Source organism: Kitasatospora sp. NPDC086791, from assembly GCF_040685975.1.
Lineage (GTDB): Bacteria > Actinomycetota > Actinomycetes > Streptomycetales > Streptomycetaceae > Kitasatospora.
Genome location: NZ_JBFBOC010000011.1, coordinates 56048 through 79945, shown reverse-complemented (window position 1 = coordinate 79945; position 23898 = coordinate 56048). Strand labels below are relative to the sequence as shown.

The window sequence follows — 23898 nt, the reverse complement described above, 5'->3', positions numbered from 1 at the left end:
GCCGCCGGAAATGCCGAGCTACCATGGGTCGGGTTGTCCGCTCCGGCCCCGGAGTGGGGTCACCCGGTCCGGCGAGTGCTCCCACCGCCCCCAAGGGCCGGGCATCCATCGGAACGGGGCGAGGACGAGGAGCGCACGGGCTGCCATGACAGCTGAACCGAGCCAGCCGAACGAACCGAGCCTGCAGCACCAGCCCGCCGCGCCACCGCGCGCCCTGTTCCCGGGCCGCCCGGCCGCCGCGCCGCGCACCCTGGTGGACCTGCTGGACGCCACCGTGCGCTCCCACCCCGACGAGCCCGCCCTGGACGACGGCAGCACCGTGCTGAGCTACCGCGCGCTGGCCGCCGAGGTCGAGCAGCTGCGCCGCCGACTGGCCGCCGCCGGAATCCGCCCGGGCGACCGGGTGGGCGTGCGGGTGCCCTCCGGCACCAACGACCTGTACGTCTCGATCCTCGCCGTGCTCGCCGCCGGGGCCGCCTACGTCCCGGTGGACGCGGAGGACCCGGACGAGCGCGCCGAGCTGGTCTTCGGCGAGGCCGCGGTCGCCGCCGTGCTCGGCGCCGAGCGCACCCTCACCGGCACGGCCGAGCACCGCACCGCCGAGCACAGCACCGCCGCCACCGCCGGGCGCGCCCAGGCCCCGGAGCGCCGGCCCACCCCCGCCGACGACGCCTGGATCATCTTCACCTCCGGCTCCACCGGCAAGCCCAAGGGCGTCGCCGTCACCCACCGCAACGCCGCCGCCTTCGTGGACGCCGAGGCCGCGCTCTTCCTCCAGGACGAGCCGATCGGCCCGGGCGACCGGGTGATGGCCGGACTGTCGGTGGCCTTCGACGCCTCCTGCGAGGAGATGTGGCTGGCCTGGCGCAACGGCGCCTGCCTGGTGCCCGTCCCCCGCTCCCAGGTGCGCAGCGGCGCCGACCTCGGCCCCTGGCTGGCCGAGCAGGAGATCACCGTGGTCTCCACCGTCCCCACCCTGGCCGCCCTGTGGCCGGCCGAGGCGCTGAACGAGGTGCGGCTGCTGATCTTCGGCGGCGAGGCCTGCCCGCCCGAGCTGGTGCAGCGCCTGGCCACTGAGGGCCGCGAACTGTGGAACACCTACGGCCCGACCGAGGCCACCGTGGTGGCCTGCGCCGCGCTGCTGACCGGCGAGGGCCCGGTGCGCATCGGCCTCCCGCTGGACGGCTGGGACCTCGCCGTGGTCGACGAGACCGGCGAGCCGGTCGCCCCCGGCGGCACCGGCCAGCTGGTGATCGGCGGGGTCGGCCTGGCCCGCTACCTGGACCCGGAGAAGGACGCCGAGAAGTACGCGCCGCTGGCCTCGCTGGGCTGGGAGCGCGCCTACCGCAGCGGCGACCTGGTCCAGGCCGACCCGGCCGGGCTGCTGTTCCTCGGCCGCACCGACGAGCAGATCAAGCTGGGCGGCCGCCGGATCGAGCTCGGCGAGGTCGACGCGGCGCTGCAGGCCCTGCCCGGCGTGGCGGGCGCGGCCGCCGCCGTCCGGACCGCGCGCGGCGGCAACCAGCTGCTGGTCGGTTACCTGGTGGTCCAGGACGGCTTCGAGCGCGAGCAGGCCGTCGAGCGGCTGCGCGCCGAGCTGCCCGCCGCCCTGGTCCCGCTGCTCGCCACCGTCGAGACCCTGCCCACCCGGACCTCCGGCAAGGTCGACCGCAACGCCCTGCCCTGGCCGCTGCCCGAGCTGGAGTCCGCCGGGCCGAGCGAACAGCTGTACGGCACCGAGGCCTGGCTGGCCGAGCAGTGGTCCGAGATCCTCGGCATCACCGTCGGCGGCCCGCGCGACGACTTCTTCGCGATCGGCGGCGGCAGCCTGGCCGCCGCCCGGCTGACCACCCTGCTGCGCACCCGCTACCCGAGCGCGGCCGTCCTGGACATCTACCAGCACCCGACGCTGCGCAAGCTCGCCCGGCACCTGGAGCGCACCGCCGCCGACAGCACCGAGGCCCGCACCGTCACCCTGGTGCCGACCAGGGCCAAGCTGCTGCAGCTGCTCCTGCTGATCCCGCTGTTCACCGTGGTCGGCCTGCGCTGGACGGTCGCCCTGCTGGCCGCCGGCAACCTGCTCACGCACCTCGGGGACTACCCGTGGGCGCCCACCGCCTCCTGGTGGTGGGTCGGCGCGGGCGCGCTCGCGCTGTACACCCCGGCGGGCCGGCTGGCGGTCTCGGCGGGCGGCGCCCGGCTGCTGCTGCGCGGGCTGCGTCCCGGCAGCCACCCCCGCGGCGGCGCCGTCCACCTGCGGCTGTGGGCCGCCGAGCGGCTCGCCGAGCTCAGCGGCGCGACCTCGCTGTCCGGCGCCTGGCTGGTGCGCTACGCCCGTGCGCTGGGTTGCAAGGTCGCGTCCGAGGTCGACCTGCACTCGCTGCCGCCGGTCACCGGGATGCTGAAGCTGGGCCGCGGCTGCGCGGTCGAGGCCGAGGTGGACCTGTGCGGCTACTGGCTGGACGGCGACCGGCTGCTGATCGGCCAGGTCAAGGTCGGCCCCGGCGCGGTGGTCGGCACCCGCTCGACGCTGCTGCCCGGCGCCCGGGTCGGCAAGGGCGCCCAGGTGGTGGCCGGCTCCAGCGTCACCGGCCAGGTGCCGACCGGCCAGCGCTGGGGCGGCGCGCCCGCCGTCAAGCTGGGCCGCGCCGAGCGCACCTGGCCCAAGGACCGCCCGGTGCGCCGGGCCCGCTGGGCCTCGCTGTACGGGGCGAGCGGTGCCGTGCTCGGCCTGCTCCCGGCGCTGCCCGCGGTCGCCGGGCTCGCCGTGCTCTCCGGCTTCGTCCACCAGGGCGACGCGCTCGGCCCGGCCCTCGGCGGCGCACTGCTCGGCCTGCTGCCCGCGACCCTCGCGTACGGCGCGGTGTACGCGGCGCAGCTGCTGGTGCTGGTCCGGCTGCTGAGCATCGGCCTGGTGCCCGGGGTGCACCCGCTGCACGGCCGGGTCAGCTGGCAGGCGTGGACGGTCACCCAGCTGATGGACCGGGCCCGGGAGGTGCTGTTCCCGCTGTACGCCGGGCTGGTCACCCCGCTGTGGCTGCGGGCGCTCGGGATGCGGATCGGCCGGGGTGCCGAGGTGTCGACGGTACTGGCGCTGCCCAGCCTGACCACGGTCGGCGACGGCGCGTTCCTGGCCGACGACACCCTGATCGCCCCGTACGAGCTGGGCGGCGGCTGGGTGCGGCTCGGCGAGGCGAAGGTCGGCGAGCGGGCGTTCCTCGGGAACTCCGGGATGACCGCGCCGGGCCGGTCGGTGCCCAAGCGCGGCCTGGTAGGCGTGCTGTCGGCGACCCCGGCGAAGGCGAAGAAGGGCAGCTCGTACCTGGGCATGCCGCCGGTGCGGTTGCCGCGCGCGGCGGACCAGTCCGACCAGAGCCTGACCTACGAGCCGCCGGCCCGGCTGCTCTGGGCGCGCGGGCTGGTCGAGCTGGCCCGGGTGGTGCCGGTGCTGGCCTCGGGAGCGCTGGGCCTGCTGACGGTGGCGGCGCTGTGCCGGCTGGCGGCCGGTTCGCCGCTGACCGCCGCGCTGCTGTCGGGCCTGGTGCTGCTGGGTGCCGGTGCGCTGGCCTGCCTGGCCGCGGTGGCGGCGAAGTGGCTGCTGGTCGGGCGCTTCCGGGCGGTGGAGCACCCGCTGTGGAGCGGCTTCGTGTGGCGCAACGAGCTGGCGGACACCTTCGTGGAGATGCTGGCGGTGCCCTGGCTGGTCGGCTCGGTGCCGGGCACGCCGCTGCTGAACCTGTGGCTGCGGGCGCTCGGCGCGAAGGTCGGGCACGGCGTCTGGTGCGAGAGCTACTGGCTGCCGGAGGCGGACCTGGTCACCCTGGGCGACGGGGTCAGCATCAACCGGGGCTGCGTCGTGCAGACCCACCTCTTCCACGACCGGATCATGCGGATGGATACTGTGGTCCTCCGCGAGGGCGCCACCCTGGGCCCGGGCGGCATCGTGCTGCCCGGCAGCACGGTGGGCGCGCGCAGCACGCTGGGCCCGGCCTCGCTGGTGATGCGCGCCGAGTCCGTCCCCGCCGACACGCGGTGGCTGGGCAACCCCATCGAGGCCTGGCAGACCACGTCGTGACCACCTCGTCGACCATCCGTCCCGGCCCGCAGGAAGCGCTCGTCCCCGTGAAGTCCAAGCACGCCCCCGCGCCCGCCGGTGCCCCGGACCCGTACTTCCCGAACAGCGGCGACCACCGCTACCGGGTGCACCGCTACGAGCTGGCGCTGGACTACCGGCCCGGCCCCAACCGGCTGACCGGCTCGGCCCGGCTGAGCGCGGTGGCGGACGCGGTACTGGCGGAGTTCGCGCTGGACCTGGCCGAGTTCCGGATCGGACGGGTCCTGGTCGACGGCCGCGCCGCCCGCTACACCCACCGCGCCGGGAAGCTGCGCGTCCGCCCGGCGAAGCCGCTCGCGGCGGGCGCGGCGTTCACCGTCGAGGTGCACTACATCGGCAACCCGCGCCCGGTGCGCAGCCCGTGGGGCGGCCTGGGCTGGGAGGAGCTGACCGAGGGCGCGCTGGTGGCCAGCCAGCCGGTCGGCGCGCCGTCCTGGTTCCCGTGCAACGACCGGCCCGCCGACAAGGCGACCTACCAGATCGCGGTCACCACGCCGTCCCCGTTCACCGTGGTCGCGATCGGCCGGCTGCTGACCCGCACCACCCGGGCGTCCAGCACCACCTGGGTGTACGAGCAGAGCGCGCCGACCTCGACGTACCTGGTGACGGTGTCGATCGGCCACTACCGGCCGGTGCCGCTGGCCGCCCGGCCGGCCGTGCCGCAGACCGGGTACGTGCCGGAGCGGCTGGCCACCGGGTTCGCCCGGGACTTCGCCCGGCAGCCGGAGATGGCGGCCTACTTCGGCCAGGTCTTCGGACCGTACCCGTTCGGCGAGTACGCGGTCGTCCTCGCGGACGAGGAACTGGACGTCCCGGTGGAGGCGCAGGGCGTCGCCACCTTCGGCACCAACCACCTGGGCGGCGACTGGGAGCACGAGCGGCTGATCGCGCACGAGCTGGCCCACCAGTGGTTCGGCAACAGCGTCACGATCGCGGGCTGGCGGCACATCTGGCTCAACGAGGGCTTCGCCAAGTACGCGGAGTGGCTCTGGTCCGAGCACGCGGGCGGCCCGGCCGCGGCCACCCACGCACACGCCGCGCACACGCTGCTGGCCGGGCAGCCGCAGGACCTGGTCCTCGGCGACCCGGGCCGGAAGCTGATGTTCGACGACCGGCTGTACCAGCGCGGCGGCCTGGTCGTGCACGCGCTGCGGCGGGCGCTGGGCGACGACACGTTCTTCGCGATGCTGCGGGACTGGGCGAGCCTCAACCGGCACGGCGTGGTCGACACCGCCGACCTGCGGGCGCACGCCTCCCGGTACACCTCCGCGCCGCTCGGCCCGCTCTTCGAGGCCTGGCTGGAGCGGCCGGAACTGCCGCCGCTGCCGGGCTGAGGCTCCGGCCGGGCCGGTGCCGGGGCGGGCCGGAATTCCGGGCCGGGCCGGGCGCGGCTGGGCTACTGTCCGTCCACATGTCGATGAGTTCCGAAGCCCACATGACCGACCTGCCCGACGAACTGCTGCCGGGCACCCGGCGCGCCCTGCTGCACCGCCTCGCCGTCGCCCAGTCCGAGGGGCGCACGCCCTCCGTGGTGGCCGGCGTGGTGCGCGCCGGGCGGCCGGTGTGGAGCGGCGCCCGCAGCATGGTCGACGGACACGCCCCGACCCCGGACGTCCAGTACCGGATCGGCTCGCTCACCAAGACCTTCGTCGCCGTGCTGGTGCTGCGGCTGCGCGACGAGGGCCTGCTCGACCTCGCCGACCCGCTCGCCCGCCACCTGCCGGGCACCCCGGCCGACGACGCGACGATCGCCCAACTGCTCGCGCACTCCTCGGGGCTCGCCGCCGAGACCCCCGGCCCGTGGTGGGAGCGGACCGAGGGCTCGCTGCGGCCCGGCCTCGACGACCTCCTGGAGACCGAACGCCCGCTCAAGCACCCGGCCGGGCGTCTCCACCACTACTCCAACCCCGGCTACGCGCTGCTCGGCGCGCTGGTGGAGACGGTGCGCGGCGCGCACTGGGGCGAGGTGCTGCGCCGCGAGGTGCTGGCCCCGCTCGGCATGGACCGCACCACGCTGCTGCCCGAACACCCGCACGCCGGGGGTTTCGCCGTCCACCCGTGGGCCGACGTCATGCGGCCCGAGCCGCTCACCGACACCGGCCTGATGGGGCCGGCCGGTCAACTCTGGTCCACCGGTGCCGACCTGGCCCGCTGGGCCGCCTTCCTCGCCACCGGCGACGACAAGGTGCTGTCCGCCGACTCCCTCGCCGAGATGCGCCGCCCCGCCGTCGCCCCGGACGCCGACTGGACCACCGCGTACGGCCTCGGCCTGCAACTGCGCCGCCACGAGGGCCGGTTGCTGTACGGGCACACCGGCTCGATGCCCGGCTTCACGGCCGGCCTGTGGATCAGCGAGGCCGACGACCTGGCCGCGTTCGCCCTCTCCAACGCCACCAGCGGTGCCAGTGCCGCGCAGCTGGCCGCCCAGCTGATCGCGGTCACCGCCGAGCACGAGCCCCGGCTGCCCGAGCCCTGGCGCCCGCTGCCCGAGCTGGACGAGGACCTGCTGGAGCTCACCGGGCCCTGGTACTGGGGCGCCGCGCCGAACGTCCTGCGGCTGCGGGCCGACCGCGTCCTGGAGCTCACCCAGCTCGGCGCGACCGGCCGCGGCTCGCGCTTCCGGCCCGAGCCGGACGGCACCTGGACCGGCCTGGACAACTACTACGCGGGCGAGACGCTGCGGGTGGTCCGTGCGGCCGACGGCACGGTCGGCCACCTGGACATCGGCTCCTTCATCTACACCCGCGAACCGTACGGACCGGCCGACGCCGTCCCGGGCGGCGTCGACCCGGAGGGCTGGCGGGCCCGCTGAGGCGGGTGTGCCGGGCAGGGCCGGTGGGCCCGCTGAGGCGGGTGAGCCGGGCGCGTCGCACGGGTCGCGCGGCCCGGACGGGGTGAGCCCGAGGGCGGGGGCGTGCGGTGCAGCCGTACGCCCCCGTTGTCCACCCCCTGCGAACGAGCGCCCGGTGCCCGGCAGATGACCGGGAGGCCACGGGTGGTCCCATTCAACAGGTGCACATCTGCGCTCCGCCGGGCCGCAACGTGGATGCCAACCGACTCGGAGAGACATACCGAGACCGGTTCGCGTCCATGCCCAACCACGTGCGGACCGGGACGGTGCCCTGGCGATCCACGGCACCGCCGATCGTGCTGCCCTGGAGGGTCCGCCATGACCACCGTCCCCACGTACGCTCCGTCCGCAGTCGCCCCCACCCACGACACCCCGGCGGTCCCCGCCCCCCGCCACCGGTCCGCCCCGGCCGCGGCCGCCGTGCCCACGCCCGCCCCGGCCGCCTACACGGTCTCCCTCGCCCGCGACGAGGACGACGTGCGGGCCGCCCAGCGGCTGCGCCACCAGGTGTTCGCCGCCGAACTCGGCGCCGTCCTGCACAGCCCGGTCGCGGGCCTGGACGTCGACCCGTTCGACGAGTACTGCGACCACCTCCTGGTCCGCGAGGGCGAGCACGGCACCGTCGTCGGCACCTACCGGCTGCTGCGCCCCGAAGCCGCCCGGCGGGCCGGACGGCTCTACTCCGAGGGCGAGTTCGACCTGTCCGCCCTGGCGCCCGTCCGCCCCGGCCTGGTCGAACTCGGGCGCTCCTGCATCCACCCGGACCACCGGGGCAACGGCGCCGTCATCAATCTGATGTGGGGAGGCATCGCCCGCTACCTCGCCGACACCGGCAACACCTGGGTCGGCGGCTGCTGCTCGATCGGCCTGGAGGACGGCGGCGCCACCGCGGCCCGGGTCTGGGACACCGTCAGCGCCAAGCACCTGGCCCCCGCCGAGTACCGGGTCGCTCCGCACCGCCGCTGGGACGCGACCGGCGTGCCGCGCGCCGAGCGGGGCGCGCTGCCCGCGCTGCTCCGCGGCTACCTGCGGCTCGGCGCCTGGGTCTGCGGCGAGCCCGCGTACGACCCGGACTTCGACTGCGCCGACCTGTACGTGCTGCTCTCGCTGGAGCGCACCGACCCGCGCTACCTGCGGCACTTCCTCTCCGGGCTGCCCGCGCTGGGCTCCGCGGGCTCCGCGTCGTGAGCGTCTGGCTGCCCACGGCGACCTGCCGGCCCGAGACCTGCCTGGCCGAACCCGCGCCGGAGGTCTCCCACCCCCGGCGGGTGCTGCGGCTGACGGCCTGTCTCGCGGCGGTGGTGGCGGGCCTCGTGCTCGGCCTGCCGGCCCGCCTGCTCCCGTACGGCGGCCGGGACCGGCTGATCCGGCTCTGGGCGCACGTCGTGCTGCGCACCCTCGGAGTGACCGTCCACCTCGCCGGGCCGGGCGTCCGGCCCGGCGGTGCGGGCGGCGGGGTGCTCGTGGTGGCCAACCACGTGTCCTGGCTGGACATCCCGCTGCTCGCCGCCGGACGGCCGGGCCGCTCGCTGGCCAAGACCGAGGTCCGGCGGTGGCCGGTGCTCGGGCCGCTGGTCGCCTGGGGCGGCACCGTCTTCCTGGACCGCGACCGGCTGCGGACGCTGCCCGACACCGTCGCGACGGTCGCCGAGGAGCTGCGCTCCGGGCACCCGGTGATCGTCTTCCCGGAGGGGTCGACCTGGTGCGGCCGGGAGAGCGGCCGGTTCCGGCCCGCGCTGTTCCAGGCCGCGGTCGAGGCCGGCGCCTTCGTCCAGCCGGTGACCATCCGCTACCGGCTGGCGGACGGGCGGCCGACCAGCGTCCCCGCGTTCGTCGGGGACGACGGGCTGCTCACCTCGCTCGCCCGGGTGGTCGCGGCGCGCGGGCTGGTCGCCGACGTGACGTTCCTGCCGCCGATCCCGCCGCCCGCCCCGCGGGCCACCCGGGCGGGCGCCCGGCGCGAACTGGCCCGCGCGGCGCAGGCGGCGGTCGAGGGGATCCACTGACCGGCCGCCCCCACGGCGGCCGGTCAGGCCCGGTCAGGTCCGGTGGGGGCCGGTCAGGCCCGACGGCGGCCGGCCGGGCTCGGTGGCGGCCGGTCGGGCCCGGTGGGCCCCGGCCGAGCTCGGTGACAGCCGGTCAGGCCTGGTGGGCCCCGACCGGCACTGCCGGGCGCGGCTGCCGCCCGGCGGCGTCGGCGTCGCCCGGCCCGACCGGTCGGGCCCGTCCGAGCAGGACGGCGACCAGGACGGCGGTGACGGCGAGCGCGGCCGCGCCGCAGAGCACGGCGAGGTGGATGCCGTCGATGAACGCACCGTCCACCGCGTCCCGGACCGGGCCGGGCAGGGCCGCCGCCGCTCCCGGGCCCCCGCCGTGCAGCGCGCCGGTGGGCGCGTCCGCGATCGGGCCGACCGCGTCCGGCGGGACGCCGAGCCGGTGCAGGGCGGCCGTCAGGGAACCGGTCAGCCGGTCGGTCAGCACGGCGCCCAGCACGGCGATCCCGAGGACGCCGCCGAGTTCGCGCAGCGTGTTGATGGCGGCCGAGGCCATCCCGGTCTGCGCCGGGGGGACCCGCATCATCACGGCGATCGACACCGGGGTGAAGGTCAGCCCCATGCCGAGGCCCATCGTGAACAGCGTCCACAGGTACTCCGGGTAGCGGGCGTGGTCGCCGTACAGCGCCAGCCCGCCGAGGCCCGCCGCGCACAGCGCCAGGCCGAGCACCAAGGGCGGCCGCGGGCCGTAACGGGCGGTCAGCCGGCCGGACAGCGGCGCGGCGACCACCAGCATCGCGGTCATCGGCAGCCCGGCGTAACCGGCGGCGGCCGGGGACCACCCGAGGGTGCCCTGCATCATCAGCGGCAGGAAGAACAGCGCGCCGAACATCCCGAAGCTGACCATGAAACCGCTGAGCAGCGCACCGCCCAGCGCCCCGTCACGGAACAGCCGCAGCTCCAGCATCGGCTCCGCGAGGCGCAGTTCGAGCGCCAGGAAGGCGAGCAGCAGGACGACGGCCGCCGCGCCGCAGCCGAGCACCCGGGCGTCCGTCCAACCCCGGGACGGGCCCTCGACCAGCGCGTAGACCAGCAGGGCCAGCCCGGTCGCGGACAGCGCGAGGCCGCCGAGATCGATCCGGCGGGGGCGCGGCGGGATGTCCGGCAGGACGCGTGCGGCGAGCAGCAGCCCGGCGGCGCCGATCGGCACGTTGATCCAGAACACGCTGGCCCAGCCGAGGTGCTCGACCATCGGGCCACCGACCACGGGGCCGACCGAGAGGCCGAGCGCGGAGACTCCGGACCAGGTGGCGATGGCCCCGGCCCGCTCGCGCTCGTCGGTGAAGACGTGCCGCAGCAGGGCCAGGCTGCCGGGGGTGAGCAGGGCGGCGCCGACGCCCTGCAGCATCCGGGCGCCGACCAGCACGCCGAGCGTCCCGGCGAGGGCGGCGAGGGCGGAGCCCGCCGTGAACAGGGCGAGGCCGAGACGGAACACCCGGGTGCGGCCGTAGCGGTCGCCGAGCGCTCCGCCGGTCAGCACCAGGGCTGCGTAGACCAGGCTGTAGCCCTCGGCGATCCACTGCAGGCCGCTGATCCCGGCGTGCAGGTCCTGCCCGATGCGGGGCAGGGCGTTGTTGACGATGACGTTGTCCAGCATGGACATGAACATGGTGACGCAGAGCACGAGCAGCGCGAGCCGCCGGCGGCGGGCACTCGACCCGTCCATGGATCCCCTCCCGAGATGAGCCCCTAACACCGTTAGGGGCTGGTTCGACAGCCACAGAGTGCCCCTAACGGTGTTAGATTGCAAGTGGAATTCCACGACATCGCTGGAGGCGTCCGCACCGCCATGCCGGAGAACGACACGACGACCACGCCGGGGACCGGGACTGCCGGGCCGGGGAGCAGGAGTACCGGACCGGGGACCGGAAGTACCGGACCGGAGAGGCCTGCGGACACGCCGGGGAGCACCGCCGCGGCCCCCGCCCTGACCAGGGAGGCGCTCGCCCAGGCAGCGCTGCGGGTCCTGGAACGGGACGGCCTGGCCGGGCTGTCGATGCGCAAGGTCGCCGCCGAGGTCGGCGTCAAGGCGGCCTCGCTGTACTGGCACGTCCGCAACAAGGAGGAGCTGCTCGACCTGCTCAACGACGCGATCATGGCGTCGGCCGAGCCCCCGCCGCGCGAGGGCGACTGGCGCGAGCAGCTCCGCGGCTACTGCTGGCGCCACCGCAGCCTGCTGCGCGACAACCGCGATGCCGCGAAGGTCGTCGCCGGTCGTCTGGCCCCGGGGCCCCACCTGTTCGGGCTGCTGGAGGACCAGCTGGACCGCCTGCGGGAGGCCGGTTTCTCCGACGCCCACGCCGCCCTGACCACCTACCTGCTGAGCTCCTTCGTCCAGGGCTTCGTCCTGCAGGAGCAGTCACCGCTCTCGGCCGCCGAGGCCGACGGCGCCAGCAGGCTGGAGGTCGTCAGCGCGGTCCGCGATCGCTTCCGCGCCCTGCCCGTCGAGACCTTCCCCAATCTGGTCGACCTGGCCGCCGACCTCACCGAACCCGATCTCGACGTCCGGTTCGAGTTCTGCGTCGAGCGCATCCTCGACGGGCTCGCCACGCTGCTGCCCCCGGAGCGACGCTGACCCGGGACCCCGACCGGCTCCCCGGCCGCGGGGTAGGCTCGCCGGACCCCGCCCCCGTCCGAACGGCCACGGAGGAGTCCCCGATGCCCGCCACGTACCCCGGCTACGAGCCTTACGCGCAAGGCCTGTTGGACGTCGGTGACGGCCAGCGGATGCACTGGAACACCTCCGGCAACCCGGCGGGAACCCCGGCCGCGGTGGTGCACGGCGGGCCCGGCTCCGGCCACAGCCCGGGCGCCCGGCGGTACTTCGACCCGGAGCGCTACCGGGTCGTCCAGTTCGACCAGCGCGGCTGCGGTCGGAGCCTGCCGCACGCCGCCGACCCGTCGACCGGGATGGACCACAACACCACCGGCCACCTGATCGCCGACATGGAGCGGCTGCGCGAGCACCTCGGCATCGACAAGTGGCTGCTGTACGGCGGTTCGTGGGGCTCCACACTGATCCTCGCGTACGCCCAGGCCCACCCGGAGCGGGTCTCCGGGATCGTGATCTGCGGGGTCACCATGACCGACGCCGACGAACTCGACTGGCTCTACCGGGGCGTCGGGCGGCTGATCCCCGGGCCGTGGGAGGACTTCCGGGACTTCCTGCCGGCCGCCGACCGGGACGGCGACCTCCTCGCCGCCTACAGCCGGCTGCTCAACAGCCCCGACGAGACAGTCCGGCGGGCCGCCGCCAACGCCTGGGCCACCTGGGAGGACGCGGTCATCTCGCACGAGGCCCTGGGCAAGCCGGACGCCTACAGCGACCGCCCCTCCGACGCCCTGATGGCCTTCACCCGGATCACCGCGCACTACTTCTCGCACCGGGCCTTCCTGGAGGACGGCCAACTGCTGCGCGACGCCGAGCGATTGGCCGGGATCCCGGCCGAGCTGATCCACGGCCGCCTGGACCTCGGCGCACCCCTCGGCATCCCCTGGAAGCTGGCCAAGGCCTGGCCGGACGCCCGGCTGACGGTCATCGACGAATCCGGGCACACCGGCAGCCCGCGGATGACCGAGGCGGTCCTGGCGGCGATCGAGCGCTTCGCCTGAGCGGCCGGGCTCACCCGGGCTGCCGGGAATCCACACGCACGGCCGGGGCCCACGCGGGCGGCCGGACCGTTCGTCACCATTGGTCCATTCCAGTGAACCCCTACGATACAACGCATGATCGCCTATGCCCCAGCCGCCCTGTTCTTCGTGTTGTTCGGATTCGGGGTACTGCGCGACCGTCGCCAGTTCAGCAACGCCGTCCTCCTCGGCATCGCCGTCTCGCTCCTGTCCATCGCCCTGCTCGCCGAACTCCGCAAGGCGCCCACCCTGGTGGTGGAGATCGTCGCGGCGGCGATCATCCTGCTGCCGGCCGTCGGCACGGTGGCCCTGGTCTGGTTCCTGCTCTCCAACGGCATCACCATGATCCGCAAGGAGGGCACCCGGCCCGCCAACCTGTTGTCGCTGCTCGCCGGGCTGGGCATCATCGCCGTCATCGCGCTGCTGCTCGCCGCCCTCGTCACCGGCTCCCGACACCTGGCCGTCCTCGCGGGCACCGCTGTCCTGGTGGTCCTCTACGTCTCCTTCCTGTTCGTCTGCTTCGTCGGCTACGCCTTCCTGTACAGCCGCCACCGGCCGCGCCGGAACGTCGACTTCGTGGTCGTGCTCGGCTCCGGGCTGATCGGCGGCGAACGCGTACCGCCGCTGCTGGCCAGCCGGCTGGAGCGGGGCCGCGAGGCGTACGAGAAGCAGGCCGCGCGCGGCAACCCGCCGGTGCTGATCACCTCGGGCGGCCAGGGGCCGGACGAGAAGCTGCCGGAGTCCCACGCGATGGCCGACTACCTGGCCGGACGCGGCTTCCCGGCCGAGCACCTGGAGCGGGAGGACCGCTCGCGCACCACCGAGGAGAACCTGCTCTTCAGCAAGGCCATCATGGAGCGGGCCAAGCCCGACTACCGCTGCGTCGTGGTCACCAACAACTTCCACGCCTTCCGGGCGGCGCTGCTCGCCCGCAAGACCGGTGTGAACGGGCACGTCCTCGGCTCGCCCACCGCCCGGTACTACTGGCCGAGCGCGACCATCCGCGAGTTCGCGGCGGTGTTCCTCTCCCACAAGCTCGTCAACTTCGGGATCTGCGGACTCCTCGCGCTCTGCGGGGTGCTCGCGGCGCTCTGACACCCCGGTTCCAGGCTTCGCCGGGGCCGTCCGGACCGGGCCCCGGCCGCCGAGGCGGTCGGGGCCCGGCCGTTCCACCGGCTCGACCCGTGGACCCGTCAGGCCGCCGGGCGGGGCGTCAGGATCGCGCAGGTGGTGGTGGCGTGCGCGTAGAGCTTGCCGTTCTCCGCGCCGACCACTCTGGCCTCGGCAGTCGCCATGGTCCGGCCCAGGTGCAGCACCTCGGCCTCGCAGCGCACCGGCGCCGAATCGGCGAACAGCGGGCGCAGCATGTTCACGTTCAGCTGGGTGGTCGTGTACCCGAGGCCGGCCGGCAGCCTGCTCAGCACGGCGCAGCCGAGCGCCGAGTCCAGCAGGGTGGCCAGGTAGCCGCCGTGCACGGTGTTCATCGGGTTGTGGAGGTGGTCGCCGAAGTGCCCGTCGAACACCGCGGTGCCCGGCTTCACCTCGGTCAGGTGGAAGCCCATGGTGCTGCAGATCGAGGGCTCCGGGATCCGCCCGGCGATCCACTCCAGCAGAATCTCCTCTCCGGTCAGGTGGGAGTACTCGGCGATCGGCGGGCCGGCCGTCCAGGTGTGGGTCCGGGTGCGCGGTTCCTGGCCGACCGGGCGCTGCTGTTCGTCGGAGTCGATCTCGGAAGTCGTCATGGGATCAACCTGCCCGGTTCGGTGATCCGTCTCAAGTGCCTTCCGGTGTACGGCAGGGCAACCTCCCCGGGCCCGGTGCGGTGGCCAGGCCCGGCTGGCCCGGTGCGACGGCCCGGCCTACGCGCCCGCCCGGAGCCCGGCGAACAGGTCGTCCTCGATCCCGTCCGCCGAAGCCGCCCCACCGCCGGCTGACCGACCGTAGGCCGCACGACCGTCGACCGCTCCACCGACCGCGGGCACCAGACTCCGGGCGAGGTGGTAGTCCTCCGTCGGCCAGACCTCCCGCTCGATGTCCCGGGGGTGGGACATGAACGCGACTCCCGGTGCGACCTGAGTGGCGTGTGCCAGCATCGCCGCGTCCCGCACGGCGAACTGCTCGGCGCAGGCTATGCGCGTGGTGGTCGTCAGGGCGGGCGGGACGTCGGGCCACCCGGCGAGCAGTTCGCCCATGGCCGACGAAACGCCGCGCTCCGTCATGGCGTCGTGCAGAGTCTGGAACCAGGCCCGGGAGAGCGCCAGGTGGTAGTAGAGCTTGGACGCCTGCCAGGGCTCGCCCGCCCCCGGGTGGCGCGCCGGGTCGGCGGCGGCTTCGAAGGCCGCCACGGCGACCCGGTGGGTCATCACGTGGTCCGGGTGCGGGTACCCACCGGTCTCGTCGTAGGTGATGACCACATGCGGACGGAACTCGCGGATCAGCGCGACCAGCGGTGCCGCCGCAACCTCGACCGGCTGGACGGCGAAGCAGTCCTCCGGCAGCGGCTCGCCCGGCCCCGGCAGGCCGGAGTCGACGAAGCCGAGGAACCGTTGACGCACCCCGAGGACCTCCCGGGCGGCCGCCATCTCCTCGCGCCGGATCCGGGCGAGGTCGGCCCGGATCTCGGGACGGTCCAGCGCCGGGTTGAGCACCGAGCCGCGCTCACCGCCGGTGCAGGTGGCCACCAGGACGTCCACCCCCTCGGCGACGTACCGGGCGAGGGTGGCCGCGCCCTTGCTGGACTCGTCGTCGGGGTGCGCGTGCACGGTGAGCAGGCGCAGCCCGCCGGGGTGCTCGGTGGTCATGGGTACCTCCGTGGGCGTCGATCGCGTGGCTGATGAGGGGTGGGGTGCGGGACTGATGGCCGGTCAGGCCGCGTTCTGACGGGTGTTCGGGTAGAGCCAGGCCGGTGCGATCGCCAGCGCCGACAGCGCCAGCACCCACCAGAAGGTCTCCCCGAAGGCCGCGCCCGGCCGATCCGGGTGACCGCCCTGCGCCTGCTGGAGGGCCAGGGTCAGCACCGCCGTGCCGAGCGCCCCGCCGACCCGGTTCAGGACGTTGACCGCTCCGGCCGCCGCCGGCACCTGGGCCTTCTCGACGCTCCCGTACACCGCCGCCAGGCCGGGGATCGCGATGATCCCCATACCCGCGCCGCGCAGTGCCAGCGAGCCGGCGATCAGCCAGTCGGCCGGTTCGGAGCCGCTGCCCAGCCGGGTGAACGCGAGCGTGCCGACCAGCGAGCAGGCGATGCCGATCATGATGAGCGGACGCGGCGCGACCCGGTCCGTTATTCGGGCCGCCAGCATCGCGGTGACCGCCGTGCCGAGGGCCTGCGGCGCCAGCAGCAGACCGGCCTCCACCGCCCCGGCGTGCCGCACCTGCTGGTAGTACAGCGGGACCAGGAACATCGAGCTGTAGAGCGCGGCTCCCTGCAGGAAGCTGTTCGCCGTCGCCACGCTGAAGCCCCGGCGGGCGAACAGCCGCAGGTCGATCAGCGGCGTCCGGACACCGCCGCGCCCGACCCGCAGCGCGTACCCGCCGTAGGCCGCCACCAGCACCGCGCCCGCCACCAGGGCGGCCCAACCGGCCGTTCCGCCGTCACCGATCGTCGCGAGCCCGTAGAGCAGACCGGTCAGGCCGGGTGAGAGCAGCAGCAGGCCGGTCACGTCCAGCCGGGGCTTCGGCGCCTCCGAGGCCTCGTCGGACGGCAGCCAGCGGGCGGCCAGCAGCAGGGTCAGCAGCCCGACCGGCACGTTCAGCAGGAACATCCAGCGCCAGTCGAGGTGCTCCAGCACCAGCCCGCCGAGGATCGGCCCCAGGACCGGGGCCAGGCTGATCGGGAGCATCAGCGTGCCCATCACCCGCCCGATCCGGGAGGGCCCGGCCGCTTGGATGATGATCGTTTGGCCGAGCGGTTGAATCATCCCGCCGCCGATGCCCTGCAGCACCCGGAAGGCGATCAGACTGCCCGTCGACCAGGCCAGACCGCACAGCGCCGAGCCGAGGACGAACAGGACGACCGAGGCGAGCCACGCCCGCCGGGCCCCGAAGCGGCCGGCGGCCCAGCCGGAGAGCGGCATGGTCAGCGAGATCGCCAACAGGTACCCCGTGGCCACCCACTGCACCGCCGCGATCGAGCTGTGCAGATCGCGGCCCACGGCGTCGATGCCGACGTTGACGATCGTCGTGTCCAGCAGCGCCAGGACCGGCCCCAGCGCGAGCACCGCGCCCATCTTCCACAGACCCGGCGGAATCGACGCCGGCTCCTCCCCCTGCCCCCGGACTCCCCCTTGCCGGCCCTTCGCGGTGACGGATGTGGCCATGCGCCCCTCCCCTGAGACGTCCCTCGGAACGGGTCGCCCCCGCGCTCTCCGGCGGCCACCCGGCGACCTCCCTCGGCCGCCCGAGAAGAACTTAGGACGGACCCATTCACTGGGTCAAGCCCAAGTACTGTGCTCGACCCAGCGAGCTGCGCTAGGCTCCCGCCATGACCGAGACCGGGACCACGCCGAACCTCCGCGAACTCAACAAGCGCCGCACCCGCGAGGCGATCTCGCAGGCCGCCACCAGGCTCTTCGTCGAGCAGGGCTTCGACCGGACGACGATCGCCGAGGTCGCGGCCGCCGCGGGCGTCGCCAAGATGACCGTCACCAACCACTTCCCGCGGAAGGAGGACCTCTTCTTCGACCTGCACGAGGAGCTCGTCGCCCGGCTCGCCCGGGCCGTCGCCGAGCGCGCGCCGGGCGAGTCCGCCCTCGCCGCGCTGCGCCGCGACTGCCTGGCCCGGCTCGACCGGCACGACCCCCGGCTCGGCTTCTCCGGCCAGTCCTTCGCCCGCACGGTCTTCGACAGCCCGGCCCTGGTCGCCCGGCTGCGCGAGGTGCACGAGCAGAGCGAGACGGCGCTCGCCGAGGCGCTCGCCGAGGCCGTGCACGAGAGACCCGTCGGCTTCGAGAGCCGGGTCGCCGCCGCGCTGCTCGCCGCCGTCGACCGGGCGGTGTTCGGCGAGGTCCTCCGCCGCACCCTGGCCGGCGAGGACCAGGCCGCGATCGCCGCCGCGGTCCGGCCCTCCGCCGTCCGGGCCTACGGTCGCCTGGAGGGCGCACTGGGCGGCTTCGCCGTGCGGGAGGCCCAGCGGTGACCGGGCGGGCGGACGATCCGCCCGGGCCCGACCACCCTTGACGAAAGGTTGACCTGCTCACGGCAGAAGGTTGGCGATCGCCGCCTCTATCGTCGGCCCATGCCCTCACAGCCCATCAGGCCCACCACGCTGCCGGTCCTGCCGTACCGCAAGCCCACCCGGGGCCGGGACTACTGGGTCCTGAACGACGTCCTGGCCGACCCGGACGCCGTCCGCGAGCGCTGCCTGACCCGCGACGAGTGGACCGAGGGCTACCCGCACCGCCCCGAGACCTGGCCCGGCCTGCGCACCATGCCGGGTCTGGAGCCCGCGGAGCTGTCCCGGGTCGAGGCCCTGGTCCGCAAGGCCACCGGCGCCTCCCGGCTCTGGGTGCAGAGCACCCCGGGCGGCGGCACGCTCAACCACAACTGCGTCCAGGTCGTCGGCGCCGGCGAGTCCGAGTCCCGCCCGCACACCGACTCCCGCGCGCTCTGCCGCTACGCCGCCGTGCTCTACCTCAGCCCCGGCGCGCCCAAGGACGCCGGCACCAGCTTCTACCGCCAGCAGTTCCCCGGCGGACGCCTCGGCGGCAACCTGGTCGACGCCCCGCACAACAACCTGGTCGAGGCACTCGGCACCCGCCGGGTGCCCGCCGACCACTTCGTCGAGGACGTCCGCGTCCCCAACCGCTACAACCAACTGCTGCTGTACCACGCCAATCTGATCCACAGCGCCACCACCTACTACGGCGACGAGCTGGCGGAGCGCCGGATGACGGCGGTGTTCTTCTGGATGGCCTGACGCCGCAGGACGCCCCGGCCCGGGCGGCGGGTCCGCCGCCCCGCTCAGGCAATAGCGCTCAGGCAGCCCCGACGTGCGCCAGACTCGCCCGGGTCAGCGCCGCCGCCAGCCGGGCCAGGTCCGGCGCCGAGACCAGCTTCGCCAGCTCCGTCGGGCTCCCCGGCAACCCGAGCGTGCGGGCCTCCGCCAACACCCGCTCGTCGAAGTACGGCCGCAGCGACGGCCAGACCGCCTGCACCTCGCGCCGGAAGATCCCGGCCCCGACCGGCCCGATCCGGGGAAACTCCCGCAGCAGCCCGCCGATCCGCTCCGACTCGCCGCCGGCCTCCTCCCGCAGCCGCCGCAGATCGCCGTGCCAGCGGTCGAGCAGCAGCTCGGCGCCCCGGCCGAGTGCGGTGGCCGTGCTCTCGTCGTAGCGCACGTAGTGGGCCCGGCCGAGCGCGGCGATGAGTGTGCCGCGCCGGGCGTCGGCCATCGCCCGGGGCGTCCGCAGACCGGCGGCCGACAGCTCGCGGGCCGCCGCCGTGGCGGTGCCGGCGCTGATCCGCACCGAACACAGCACGGTCAGCACGAGCAGCCGGTAGAGCGGCGAGGGCTTGTCACGCAGCGTGATCCCGGCTTCCTCCGCATAGGTGCGGCCGAACCGGTCCAGCAGCTCGGGAACGGTCGCTTCCACGACGATCACCTCCTCACTCCACGCTTGCCCGGATTCGCGCCGCCCGCACCAGGGGACGCTCGCCGCATGGACCAGAACCCCACGGCCCCCGCCCCGGACCGGAACCCCACGGGCCACGACCGAACGGACCTCGACCCCACGGACCCCGACCGCACGAACCGCCCGGCCGCACCGCTCACCGAGACCGTCCACCCCGACTGGGCCGCCATCGACGAGTTGCCCACCGCCGACCTGCTCCGCCTGATGAACACCGAGGACCGCACCGTCCCCGCCGCCGTCGCCGGGCAGTTGGAGCGGATCGCCACCGTGGTCGACGCGGTGGCCGGCCGGATGGCGCGCGGCGGACGGCTGGTCTACGCCGGGGCGGGTACGGCCGGCCGGCTCGGAGTGCTGGACGCCGCCGAGTGCCCGCCGACCTTCGGCACCGATCCGGCACTCGTGGTGGCCCTCATCGCCGGCGGTCGGCCGGCCGTGACGGAGGCCGCCGAGGGTGCCGAGGACCGCCCCGAACTCGCCGGGGCCGACGTGGCCGCACTCGCCCTCACCCCCGCCGACACCCTGGTCGGTGTCTCCGCCTCCGGCCGCACGCCGTACGCGGTGGCGGCCGTACGCGCCGCCCGGGCCGCCGGCGCGCTGACCGTCGGGCTGGCCTGCAACCGCGGTTCGGCACTGGTGGCCGCCGCCGAGTTGGCCGTCGAGGTGGAGGTGGGCCCCGAGGTGCTGGCCGGCTCGACCCGGCTCAAGGCGGGCACCGCGCAGAAGCTGGTGCTGAACATGCTGTCGACGGCGGTCATGGTCCGCCTCGGCCGGACGTACGGAAATCTGATGGTCGACGTCCGGGTCACCAACGCCAAGCTGCGCGAGCGCGCCCGGCGGATCGTCGCCGAGGCCACCGGCGCCGACGAGGAGGCCGTCCGCCACGCCCTCACCGCGACCGGCGGACGGGCCAAGGACGCGATCCTGCTCCTGCTCGCCGACCTGGACGCCCCCACCGCCGCCCGACTCCTCACCGCCGCGGACGGCCGACTGCGCGAGGCCCTGAGGGCCGCCCGCACCGGCTGATCCGGGCCGGGCAGGCCGTCCGCTCCCTCACCTGAGCTCAGCTCACCTCAGCTCATCCGCGCTTCCCCTTCGCATGGTGTCGCCGGCTCTGCGGTGCCATCAGCCCGGCGACCACCTTCCGGGCGGCCGCACGACCGTCGGGGCGCGGGGCCGGCACCCGTGGGCCCGCCAGGTCCCGGCCGGTGAGCGACCCGGCACCGACGGCGGTCCAGTCAGCGCGGCTCACCACCGCGACGTGACCCTCCGCGTGGGCCTTCGGGTCCTTCCAGTCGTCGGGAGGCGCCATCAGGACGCGCAGGTCCCGGTCGTCCAGCCAGTCCACCCCGAGGACCAGTCGGCCGAGGGCGTGCTCGATCAACGACCGCGTGGTGCCGGTCTCCAGGTCCACGAGCAGGAGCTCCCCCTCGAAGAAGTAGCCGCCGTCGTACTCGCCCGTTCCCACCGCGAGCAGGGGGCGCGTCGGGTGGAAGGCCATCGCGTGGACGGGGAACTCCGACCGCAGCAGCCGACGGAGCCGGGCCCGGTCGGTGACGTGGAAGACGCCGATCGTCCGCGCCTCGTCGTACTCGTCCGCACCGGCCACCGCGAGCAGGCCGCGGCGCTTGTCGGCGACGGCCAGGACGGGATCGCCGATCACGGAGAAGGGATGGTCACCGCGGTCGCGGTCGACGGGAGAAGGGCTGAAGGACGCGGCGACCTCGTCGGCCATCCGCCGCCGTTCCGGGTCCCGCTGGGCCTTGCCGTCGTCGACGGCTCTGAGCCGGGAGTCGATCACCAGCGGAGCCGCGCATCGCCGACGGGAGCGCGTTCGGGGCCGCAGGACGGCACAGGACTCCTTCCCGACCAGCCGGGTGGGTCCGGCGTTCCCGAGTGTAGGCGCCCGACCGGACGAGGTCCGGCGCATCGTGCCGAATCACTCCTCCGGGTGACGTGTTCGAAACGGCCGCCCAGGCGATCGCCCTGCTCGCCCGGATCCGGCCCGTCCCCTCGGAACGGGACGCCGAGAGGCCACGGCCGGGCGAGTTCGTCGAGGGCGCCCGGTACGCCGCGCGGCGGCCCGACCTGATCGGCAGCTACCTGGCCGACCTCGCGGCCACCGTCTTCGCCCTGCCCACCGCGCTGTTCCCGTTCCTGGCCGAAGGCCTGGACGCGACCTGGGCGCTCGGCCTGCCCTACTCGGCCGGTGCCGCGGGCAGCCTGATCGCCGCCGCGACCGGCGGCTGGACCGAGCGGGTGCACCGGCACGGCCGGCCGGTCGTGCTCTCCACCGCACTGGTCGGCGCGGCGACGGCCGCGGCCGCCTTCGCCCCGGGCCTGTGGACCGTGCTGCTCTGCCTGGTCGTCGCCGGCGGCGCGCACTGGATCGGCGACACCTTCCGCAGCGCGATCTGGAACCGGTCCATACCGGACGAATTCCGGGGCCGCTCCGCCGGGTTGGAGATGCTGATCGGCTCCGCCGGGCCGGCCCTGGGCGACCTGCGGGCCGGTGGCCTCGCCGCCCGGCAGGGCATCCGCGCCGCCCTGCGCACCGGCGGCCTGCTCTGCTTCGGCAGCGCCGCCGCGCTGTCCGCCGCGATCCCCGCGCTCTGGCGCTACGACCAGCGCGCGCACCGGGTCGAGCCGACCACCGAACCCGCTGCCGAACCCTCCGTGGAGCCCACCCCATGACGTACACCCGGACATCACCACACCCCGGCGTCAGCACGCCCCGACGCCCCTACGCCCGACGCCCCCGCGCACCCCCACCCGTCCGGTCACCGTACGCACATCTCCTGACACCCCCGTCGCCGGATCGCCGCAAGGTCCGTACGTACTCGACCCGACCGCGTCTGCGGCGCCCTGGCATGAATGCGCCACTCCCGGTGCACAACCGTTGACCATCCGCCCCTCCTGGCGGTTGGCTCACCCCGAGCCGGCCGCAGGGGAGTTCGGCGCCACCGCCGACGCGGCACGGCCGATCCCAGGGGAGGGGACCAGATGACCCGTATCCGCCGCCCACTGCGCGCAGCCTGCACCCTCGCGGCCGCCGCACTGGCCGTCGCCGTCGCCGCACCCGCCCAAGCGACTCCGTCGCACGGAACCCCGTCGCACGGAACCCCGTCCGAGTCCGCCCGGCCGACCGCCCGGACCGAGCGGGTGTCCGTCGGCCTCGGCCACGCCCAGCCCGACGGCGCCTCGCAGGCCGGCGGCCTGAGCGCCGACGGCCGCTACGCCGTCTTCACCTCGGACGCCACCAACCTGGTCCCCGGTGACACCAACGGCAAGTCCGACGTCTTCGTCCGCGACCTCTGGACCGGCCGCACCGAGCGGGTCGACACCGGACCGGACGGCGTGCAGGCCGACGGCGATTCCTACGAGGCCACCATCAGCGGCAACGGCCGCTACGTGGCGTTCAGTTCCTACGCCACCAACCTCGCGCCCGGCGCCGTCCTCGGCTCCGCGGACGTCTACGTCCACGACCGCTGGACCGGCCGGACCAGCCTGGTCTCCGCCCCCCGGACCCCGGGGGCACCGCAGACGAACAAGGTGTCCGCCCAGCCGTCGATCAGCTCGGACGGCCGCTCCGTCGTCTACCAGTCCAACCGCAGCGACCTCGCCCCCGGCACGGTCACCTGGTTCGGCGGCAACATCTACGTCTCCGACCTCCGCACCGGCGAGACCACCCTGGTCAGCGTCGGCGCCGACGGCAAGGAGGCGGACGCCTCCTCCACCGACCCCGAGATCAGCGCCGACGGCACCACCGTCGTCTTCATCTCCAAGGCCACCAACCTCATCGCCCCGAACCGGCCCGACGCCCTCTCCCCGAACGCGGTCGCCCGCCTCGCCGCCGGCTCCGACGAGGAGTTCACCACCGACTCCCTCCGCCCCGGCCCGCGCCCCACCAGCTCCCTCCGCACCGACTCCCCCCGCACCGACTCCCTCCGGGCCGGCGCCCGGGCAGCCATCCTCAAGCCGCGCACCTACCCGCTGTACGTCCGCGACCTGCGCGCCGGGCGGACCCAGCTGGCCAGCCCGGACGGCAACGGCGGCTACCGGGGCGCGGTCAACCCCTCGATGAGCCCGGACGGCCGCTACGCCGTCTACTCCTCCTGGGTGCTGCACGGCGACAGCCAGTTCGACCGCCACTTCGAGGTCTACGCCCGCGACCTCAAGCTGGGCACCGAGACCCTGATCAGCACCGGCCTGCCCGGCACCAAGACCACCGCCGACTCCCTCGCCGCCCGGATGACGGCGGACGACCGCTGGGTCTTCTTCTCCTCCTGGGCGGACAACCTCGTTCCCGGCGACACCAACCAGGCCTCGGACATCTTCCGCCACGACCTGTGGACCGGCCGCACCGAGCGGGTCGACCTGGCGGACGACGGCTCCCAGGGCGCCGGCTCGGACGGCCCGTTCGTCGACGCCTTCGGCACCGCGGTGGTGTTCACCTCGCCCGACGGCGCCCTCGTCCCCGGCGACACCAACCACGTCCCGGACGTCTTCCTCCGCCGCCTGCCGCTGTTCTGACACCCCACCCGGCGGCTCCGACCGCACTCCCGACCCCGACCGGAACGACCCTCCGCACAACCAGCGAAGCGACGCGCAGAACGACGC

The 23898-nt window shown here is 74.9% G+C and carries 19 protein-coding genes; 13 read left to right on the top strand and 6 right to left on the bottom strand.

What is annotated here, in order from left to right; translation table 11 throughout:
• Window positions 1-145 precede the first annotated feature (145 nt).
• The 5 genes from AB0Q99_RS17535 (at window position 146) to AB0Q99_RS17515 (ending at window position 8971) form a co-directional block, all read left to right on the top strand.
• A complete protein-coding gene (locus tag AB0Q99_RS17535) occupies window positions 146-4075 on the top strand; it encodes a Pls/PosA family non-ribosomal peptide synthetase (RefSeq protein ID WP_363572636.1) in 3930 nt (1309 codons plus the stop codon).
• A 47-nt stretch (window positions 4076-4122) separates the two neighbouring features.
• Window positions 4123-5448, top strand: a complete 1326-nt coding sequence (locus AB0Q99_RS17530) for a M1 family metallopeptidase (RefSeq protein ID WP_363572898.1) — start codon at window positions 4123-4125, stop codon at window positions 5446-5448.
• Window positions 5449-5549: 101 nt separating this feature from the next.
• Window positions 5550-6926, top strand: a complete 1377-nt coding sequence (locus AB0Q99_RS17525) for a serine hydrolase domain-containing protein (protein ID WP_363572896.1) — start codon at window positions 5550-5552, stop codon at window positions 6924-6926.
• A gap of 357 nt (window positions 6927-7283) precedes the next feature.
• The gene (locus AB0Q99_RS17520; protein ID WP_363572634.1) at window positions 7284-8153 is read left to right on the top strand and encodes a GNAT family N-acyltransferase; all 870 of its coding nucleotides are present in this window, start codon (window positions 7284-7286) and stop codon (window positions 8151-8153) included.
• A complete protein-coding gene (locus AB0Q99_RS17515) occupies window positions 8150-8971 on the top strand; it encodes a lysophospholipid acyltransferase family protein (protein WP_363572632.1) in 822 nt (273 codons plus the stop codon). The genes AB0Q99_RS17520 and AB0Q99_RS17515 overlap by 4 nt, the downstream gene beginning before the upstream one ends.
• Before the next feature lie 133 nt (window positions 8972-9104).
• Here AB0Q99_RS17515 and AB0Q99_RS17510 read toward each other — a convergent pair whose 3' ends face one another.
• The gene (locus AB0Q99_RS17510; protein ID WP_363572631.1) at window positions 9105-10685 is read right to left on the bottom strand and encodes an MFS transporter; all 1581 of its coding nucleotides are present in this window, start codon (window positions 10683-10685) and stop codon (window positions 9105-9107) included.
• 123 nt (window positions 10686-10808) lie between these two features.
• On the opposite strand from AB0Q99_RS17510, the gene AB0Q99_RS17505 reads away from it, so the two are divergent.
• From AB0Q99_RS17505 to AB0Q99_RS17495, 3 genes are all read left to right on the top strand, one after another.
• Window positions 10809-11594, top strand: a complete 786-nt coding sequence (locus AB0Q99_RS17505) for a TetR/AcrR family transcriptional regulator C-terminal domain-containing protein (protein WP_363572629.1) — start codon at window positions 10809-10811, stop codon at window positions 11592-11594.
• A gap of 83 nt (window positions 11595-11677) precedes the next feature.
• Window positions 11678-12631: a prolyl aminopeptidase gene (gene pip / locus AB0Q99_RS17500; RefSeq protein WP_363572627.1), complete on the top strand. Its 954-nt coding sequence runs from the start codon at window positions 11678-11680 to the stop codon at window positions 12629-12631.
• Between the two features lie 114 nt (window positions 12632-12745).
• Window positions 12746-13744 (top strand): YdcF family protein, encoded by a 999-nt coding sequence (locus AB0Q99_RS17495; protein WP_363572625.1) that lies wholly within the window; start codon window positions 12746-12748, stop codon window positions 13742-13744.
• A gap of 98 nt (window positions 13745-13842) precedes the next feature.
• Here the strand turns inward: AB0Q99_RS17495 and AB0Q99_RS17490 are convergent, their stop codons facing one another.
• From AB0Q99_RS17490 to AB0Q99_RS17480, 3 genes are all read right to left on the bottom strand, one after another.
• Window positions 13843-14391 carry a PaaI family thioesterase gene (locus tag AB0Q99_RS17490; protein WP_363572623.1) on the bottom strand — a complete coding sequence of 183 codons (549 nt, stop codon included), beginning with the start codon at window positions 14389-14391 and terminating at the stop codon, window positions 13843-13845.
• A 117-nt stretch (window positions 14392-14508) separates the two neighbouring features.
• Window positions 14509-15450 (bottom strand): mycothiol conjugate amidase Mca, encoded by a 942-nt coding sequence (mca, locus tag AB0Q99_RS17485; RefSeq protein WP_363572621.1) that lies wholly within the window; start codon window positions 15448-15450, stop codon window positions 14509-14511.
• 63 nt (window positions 15451-15513) lie between these two features.
• Window positions 15514-16968, bottom strand: a complete 1455-nt coding sequence (locus tag AB0Q99_RS17480; protein WP_363572619.1) for an MDR family MFS transporter — start codon at window positions 16966-16968, stop codon at window positions 15514-15516.
• A 164-nt stretch (window positions 16969-17132) separates the two neighbouring features.
• Here AB0Q99_RS17480 and AB0Q99_RS17475 point away from each other — a divergent pair, with 164 nt between their 5' ends.
• Together AB0Q99_RS17475 and AB0Q99_RS17470 are read left to right on the top strand one after the other, a co-directional pair.
• Window positions 17133-17786: a TetR/AcrR family transcriptional regulator gene (locus AB0Q99_RS17475; protein WP_363572617.1), complete on the top strand. Its 654-nt coding sequence runs from the start codon at window positions 17133-17135 to the stop codon at window positions 17784-17786.
• Window positions 17787-17885: 99 nt separating this feature from the next.
• Complete coding sequence (locus AB0Q99_RS17470; RefSeq protein ID WP_363572615.1) at window positions 17886-18566, top strand: DUF6445 family protein; 681 nt, start codon at window positions 17886-17888, stop codon at window positions 18564-18566.
• A gap of 58 nt (window positions 18567-18624) precedes the next feature.
• On the opposite strand, the gene AB0Q99_RS17465 is transcribed toward AB0Q99_RS17470, so the two are convergent.
• A complete protein-coding gene (locus tag AB0Q99_RS17465; RefSeq protein ID WP_363572613.1) occupies window positions 18625-19242 on the bottom strand; it encodes an endonuclease in 618 nt (205 codons plus the stop codon).
• A gap of 66 nt (window positions 19243-19308) precedes the next feature.
• Here AB0Q99_RS17465 and murQ point away from each other — a divergent pair, with 66 nt between their 5' ends.
• Entirely contained in the window at window positions 19309-20304 is a 996-nt protein-coding gene (gene murQ, locus AB0Q99_RS17460) for an N-acetylmuramic acid 6-phosphate etherase (protein ID WP_363572611.1), read from the top strand.
• 52 nt (window positions 20305-20356) lie between these two features.
• On the opposite strand, the gene AB0Q99_RS17455 is transcribed toward murQ, so the two are convergent.
• The gene (locus tag AB0Q99_RS17455; protein WP_363572609.1) at window positions 20357-21079 is read right to left on the bottom strand and encodes a hypothetical protein; all 723 of its coding nucleotides are present in this window, start codon (window positions 21077-21079) and stop codon (window positions 20357-20359) included.
• A gap of 155 nt (window positions 21080-21234) precedes the next feature.
• Between AB0Q99_RS17455 and AB0Q99_RS17450 the strand changes: the two genes are divergently transcribed.
• Window positions 21235-21972, top strand: a complete 738-nt coding sequence (locus AB0Q99_RS17450) for an MFS transporter (protein WP_363572607.1) — start codon at window positions 21235-21237, stop codon at window positions 21970-21972.
• Window positions 21973-22281: 309 nt separating this feature from the next.
• Complete coding sequence (locus AB0Q99_RS17445) at window positions 22282-23811, top strand: hypothetical protein (RefSeq protein ID WP_363572605.1); 1530 nt, start codon at window positions 22282-22284, stop codon at window positions 23809-23811.
• Window positions 23812-23898 lie beyond the last annotated feature (87 nt).

Bases quoted from the DNA above. Each gene is read 5' to 3' on its own strand.
- AB0Q99_RS17535 (WP_363572636.1), top strand. From the start codon at position 146: ATGACAGCTGAACCGAGCCAGCCGAACGAACCGAGCCTGCAGCACCAG.
- AB0Q99_RS17525 (WP_363572896.1), top strand. From the start codon at position 5,550: ATGACCGACCTGCCCGACGAACTGCTGCCGGGCACCCGGCGCGCCCTG.
- AB0Q99_RS17520 (WP_363572634.1), top strand. From the start codon at position 7,284: ATGACCACCGTCCCCACGTACGCTCCGTCCGCAGTCGCCCCCACCCAC.
- AB0Q99_RS17510 (WP_363572631.1), bottom strand. From the start codon at position 10,685: ATGGACGGGTCGAGTGCCCGCCGCCGGCGGCTCGCGCTGCTCGTGCTC.
- AB0Q99_RS17505 (WP_363572629.1), top strand. From the start codon at position 10,809: ATGCCGGAGAACGACACGACGACCACGCCGGGGACCGGGACTGCCGGG.
- pip (WP_363572627.1), top strand. From the start codon at position 11,678: ATGCCCGCCACGTACCCCGGCTACGAGCCTTACGCGCAAGGCCTGTTG.
- AB0Q99_RS17495 (WP_363572625.1), top strand. From the start codon at position 12,746: ATGATCGCCTATGCCCCAGCCGCCCTGTTCTTCGTGTTGTTCGGATTC.
- AB0Q99_RS17490 (WP_363572623.1), bottom strand. From the start codon at position 14,391: ATGACGACTTCCGAGATCGACTCCGACGAACAGCAGCGCCCGGTCGGC.
- mca (WP_363572621.1), bottom strand. From the start codon at position 15,450: ATGACCACCGAGCACCCCGGCGGGCTGCGCCTGCTCACCGTGCACGCG.
- AB0Q99_RS17480 (WP_363572619.1), bottom strand. From the start codon at position 16,968: ATGGCCACATCCGTCACCGCGAAGGGCCGGCAAGGGGGAGTCCGGGGG.
- AB0Q99_RS17475 (WP_363572617.1), top strand. From the start codon at position 17,133: ATGACCGAGACCGGGACCACGCCGAACCTCCGCGAACTCAACAAGCGC.
- AB0Q99_RS17470 (WP_363572615.1), top strand. From the start codon at position 17,886: ATGCCCTCACAGCCCATCAGGCCCACCACGCTGCCGGTCCTGCCGTAC.
- murQ (WP_363572611.1), top strand. From the start codon at position 19,309: ATGGACCAGAACCCCACGGCCCCCGCCCCGGACCGGAACCCCACGGGC.
- AB0Q99_RS17445 (WP_363572605.1), top strand. From the start codon at position 22,282: ATGACCCGTATCCGCCGCCCACTGCGCGCAGCCTGCACCCTCGCGGCC.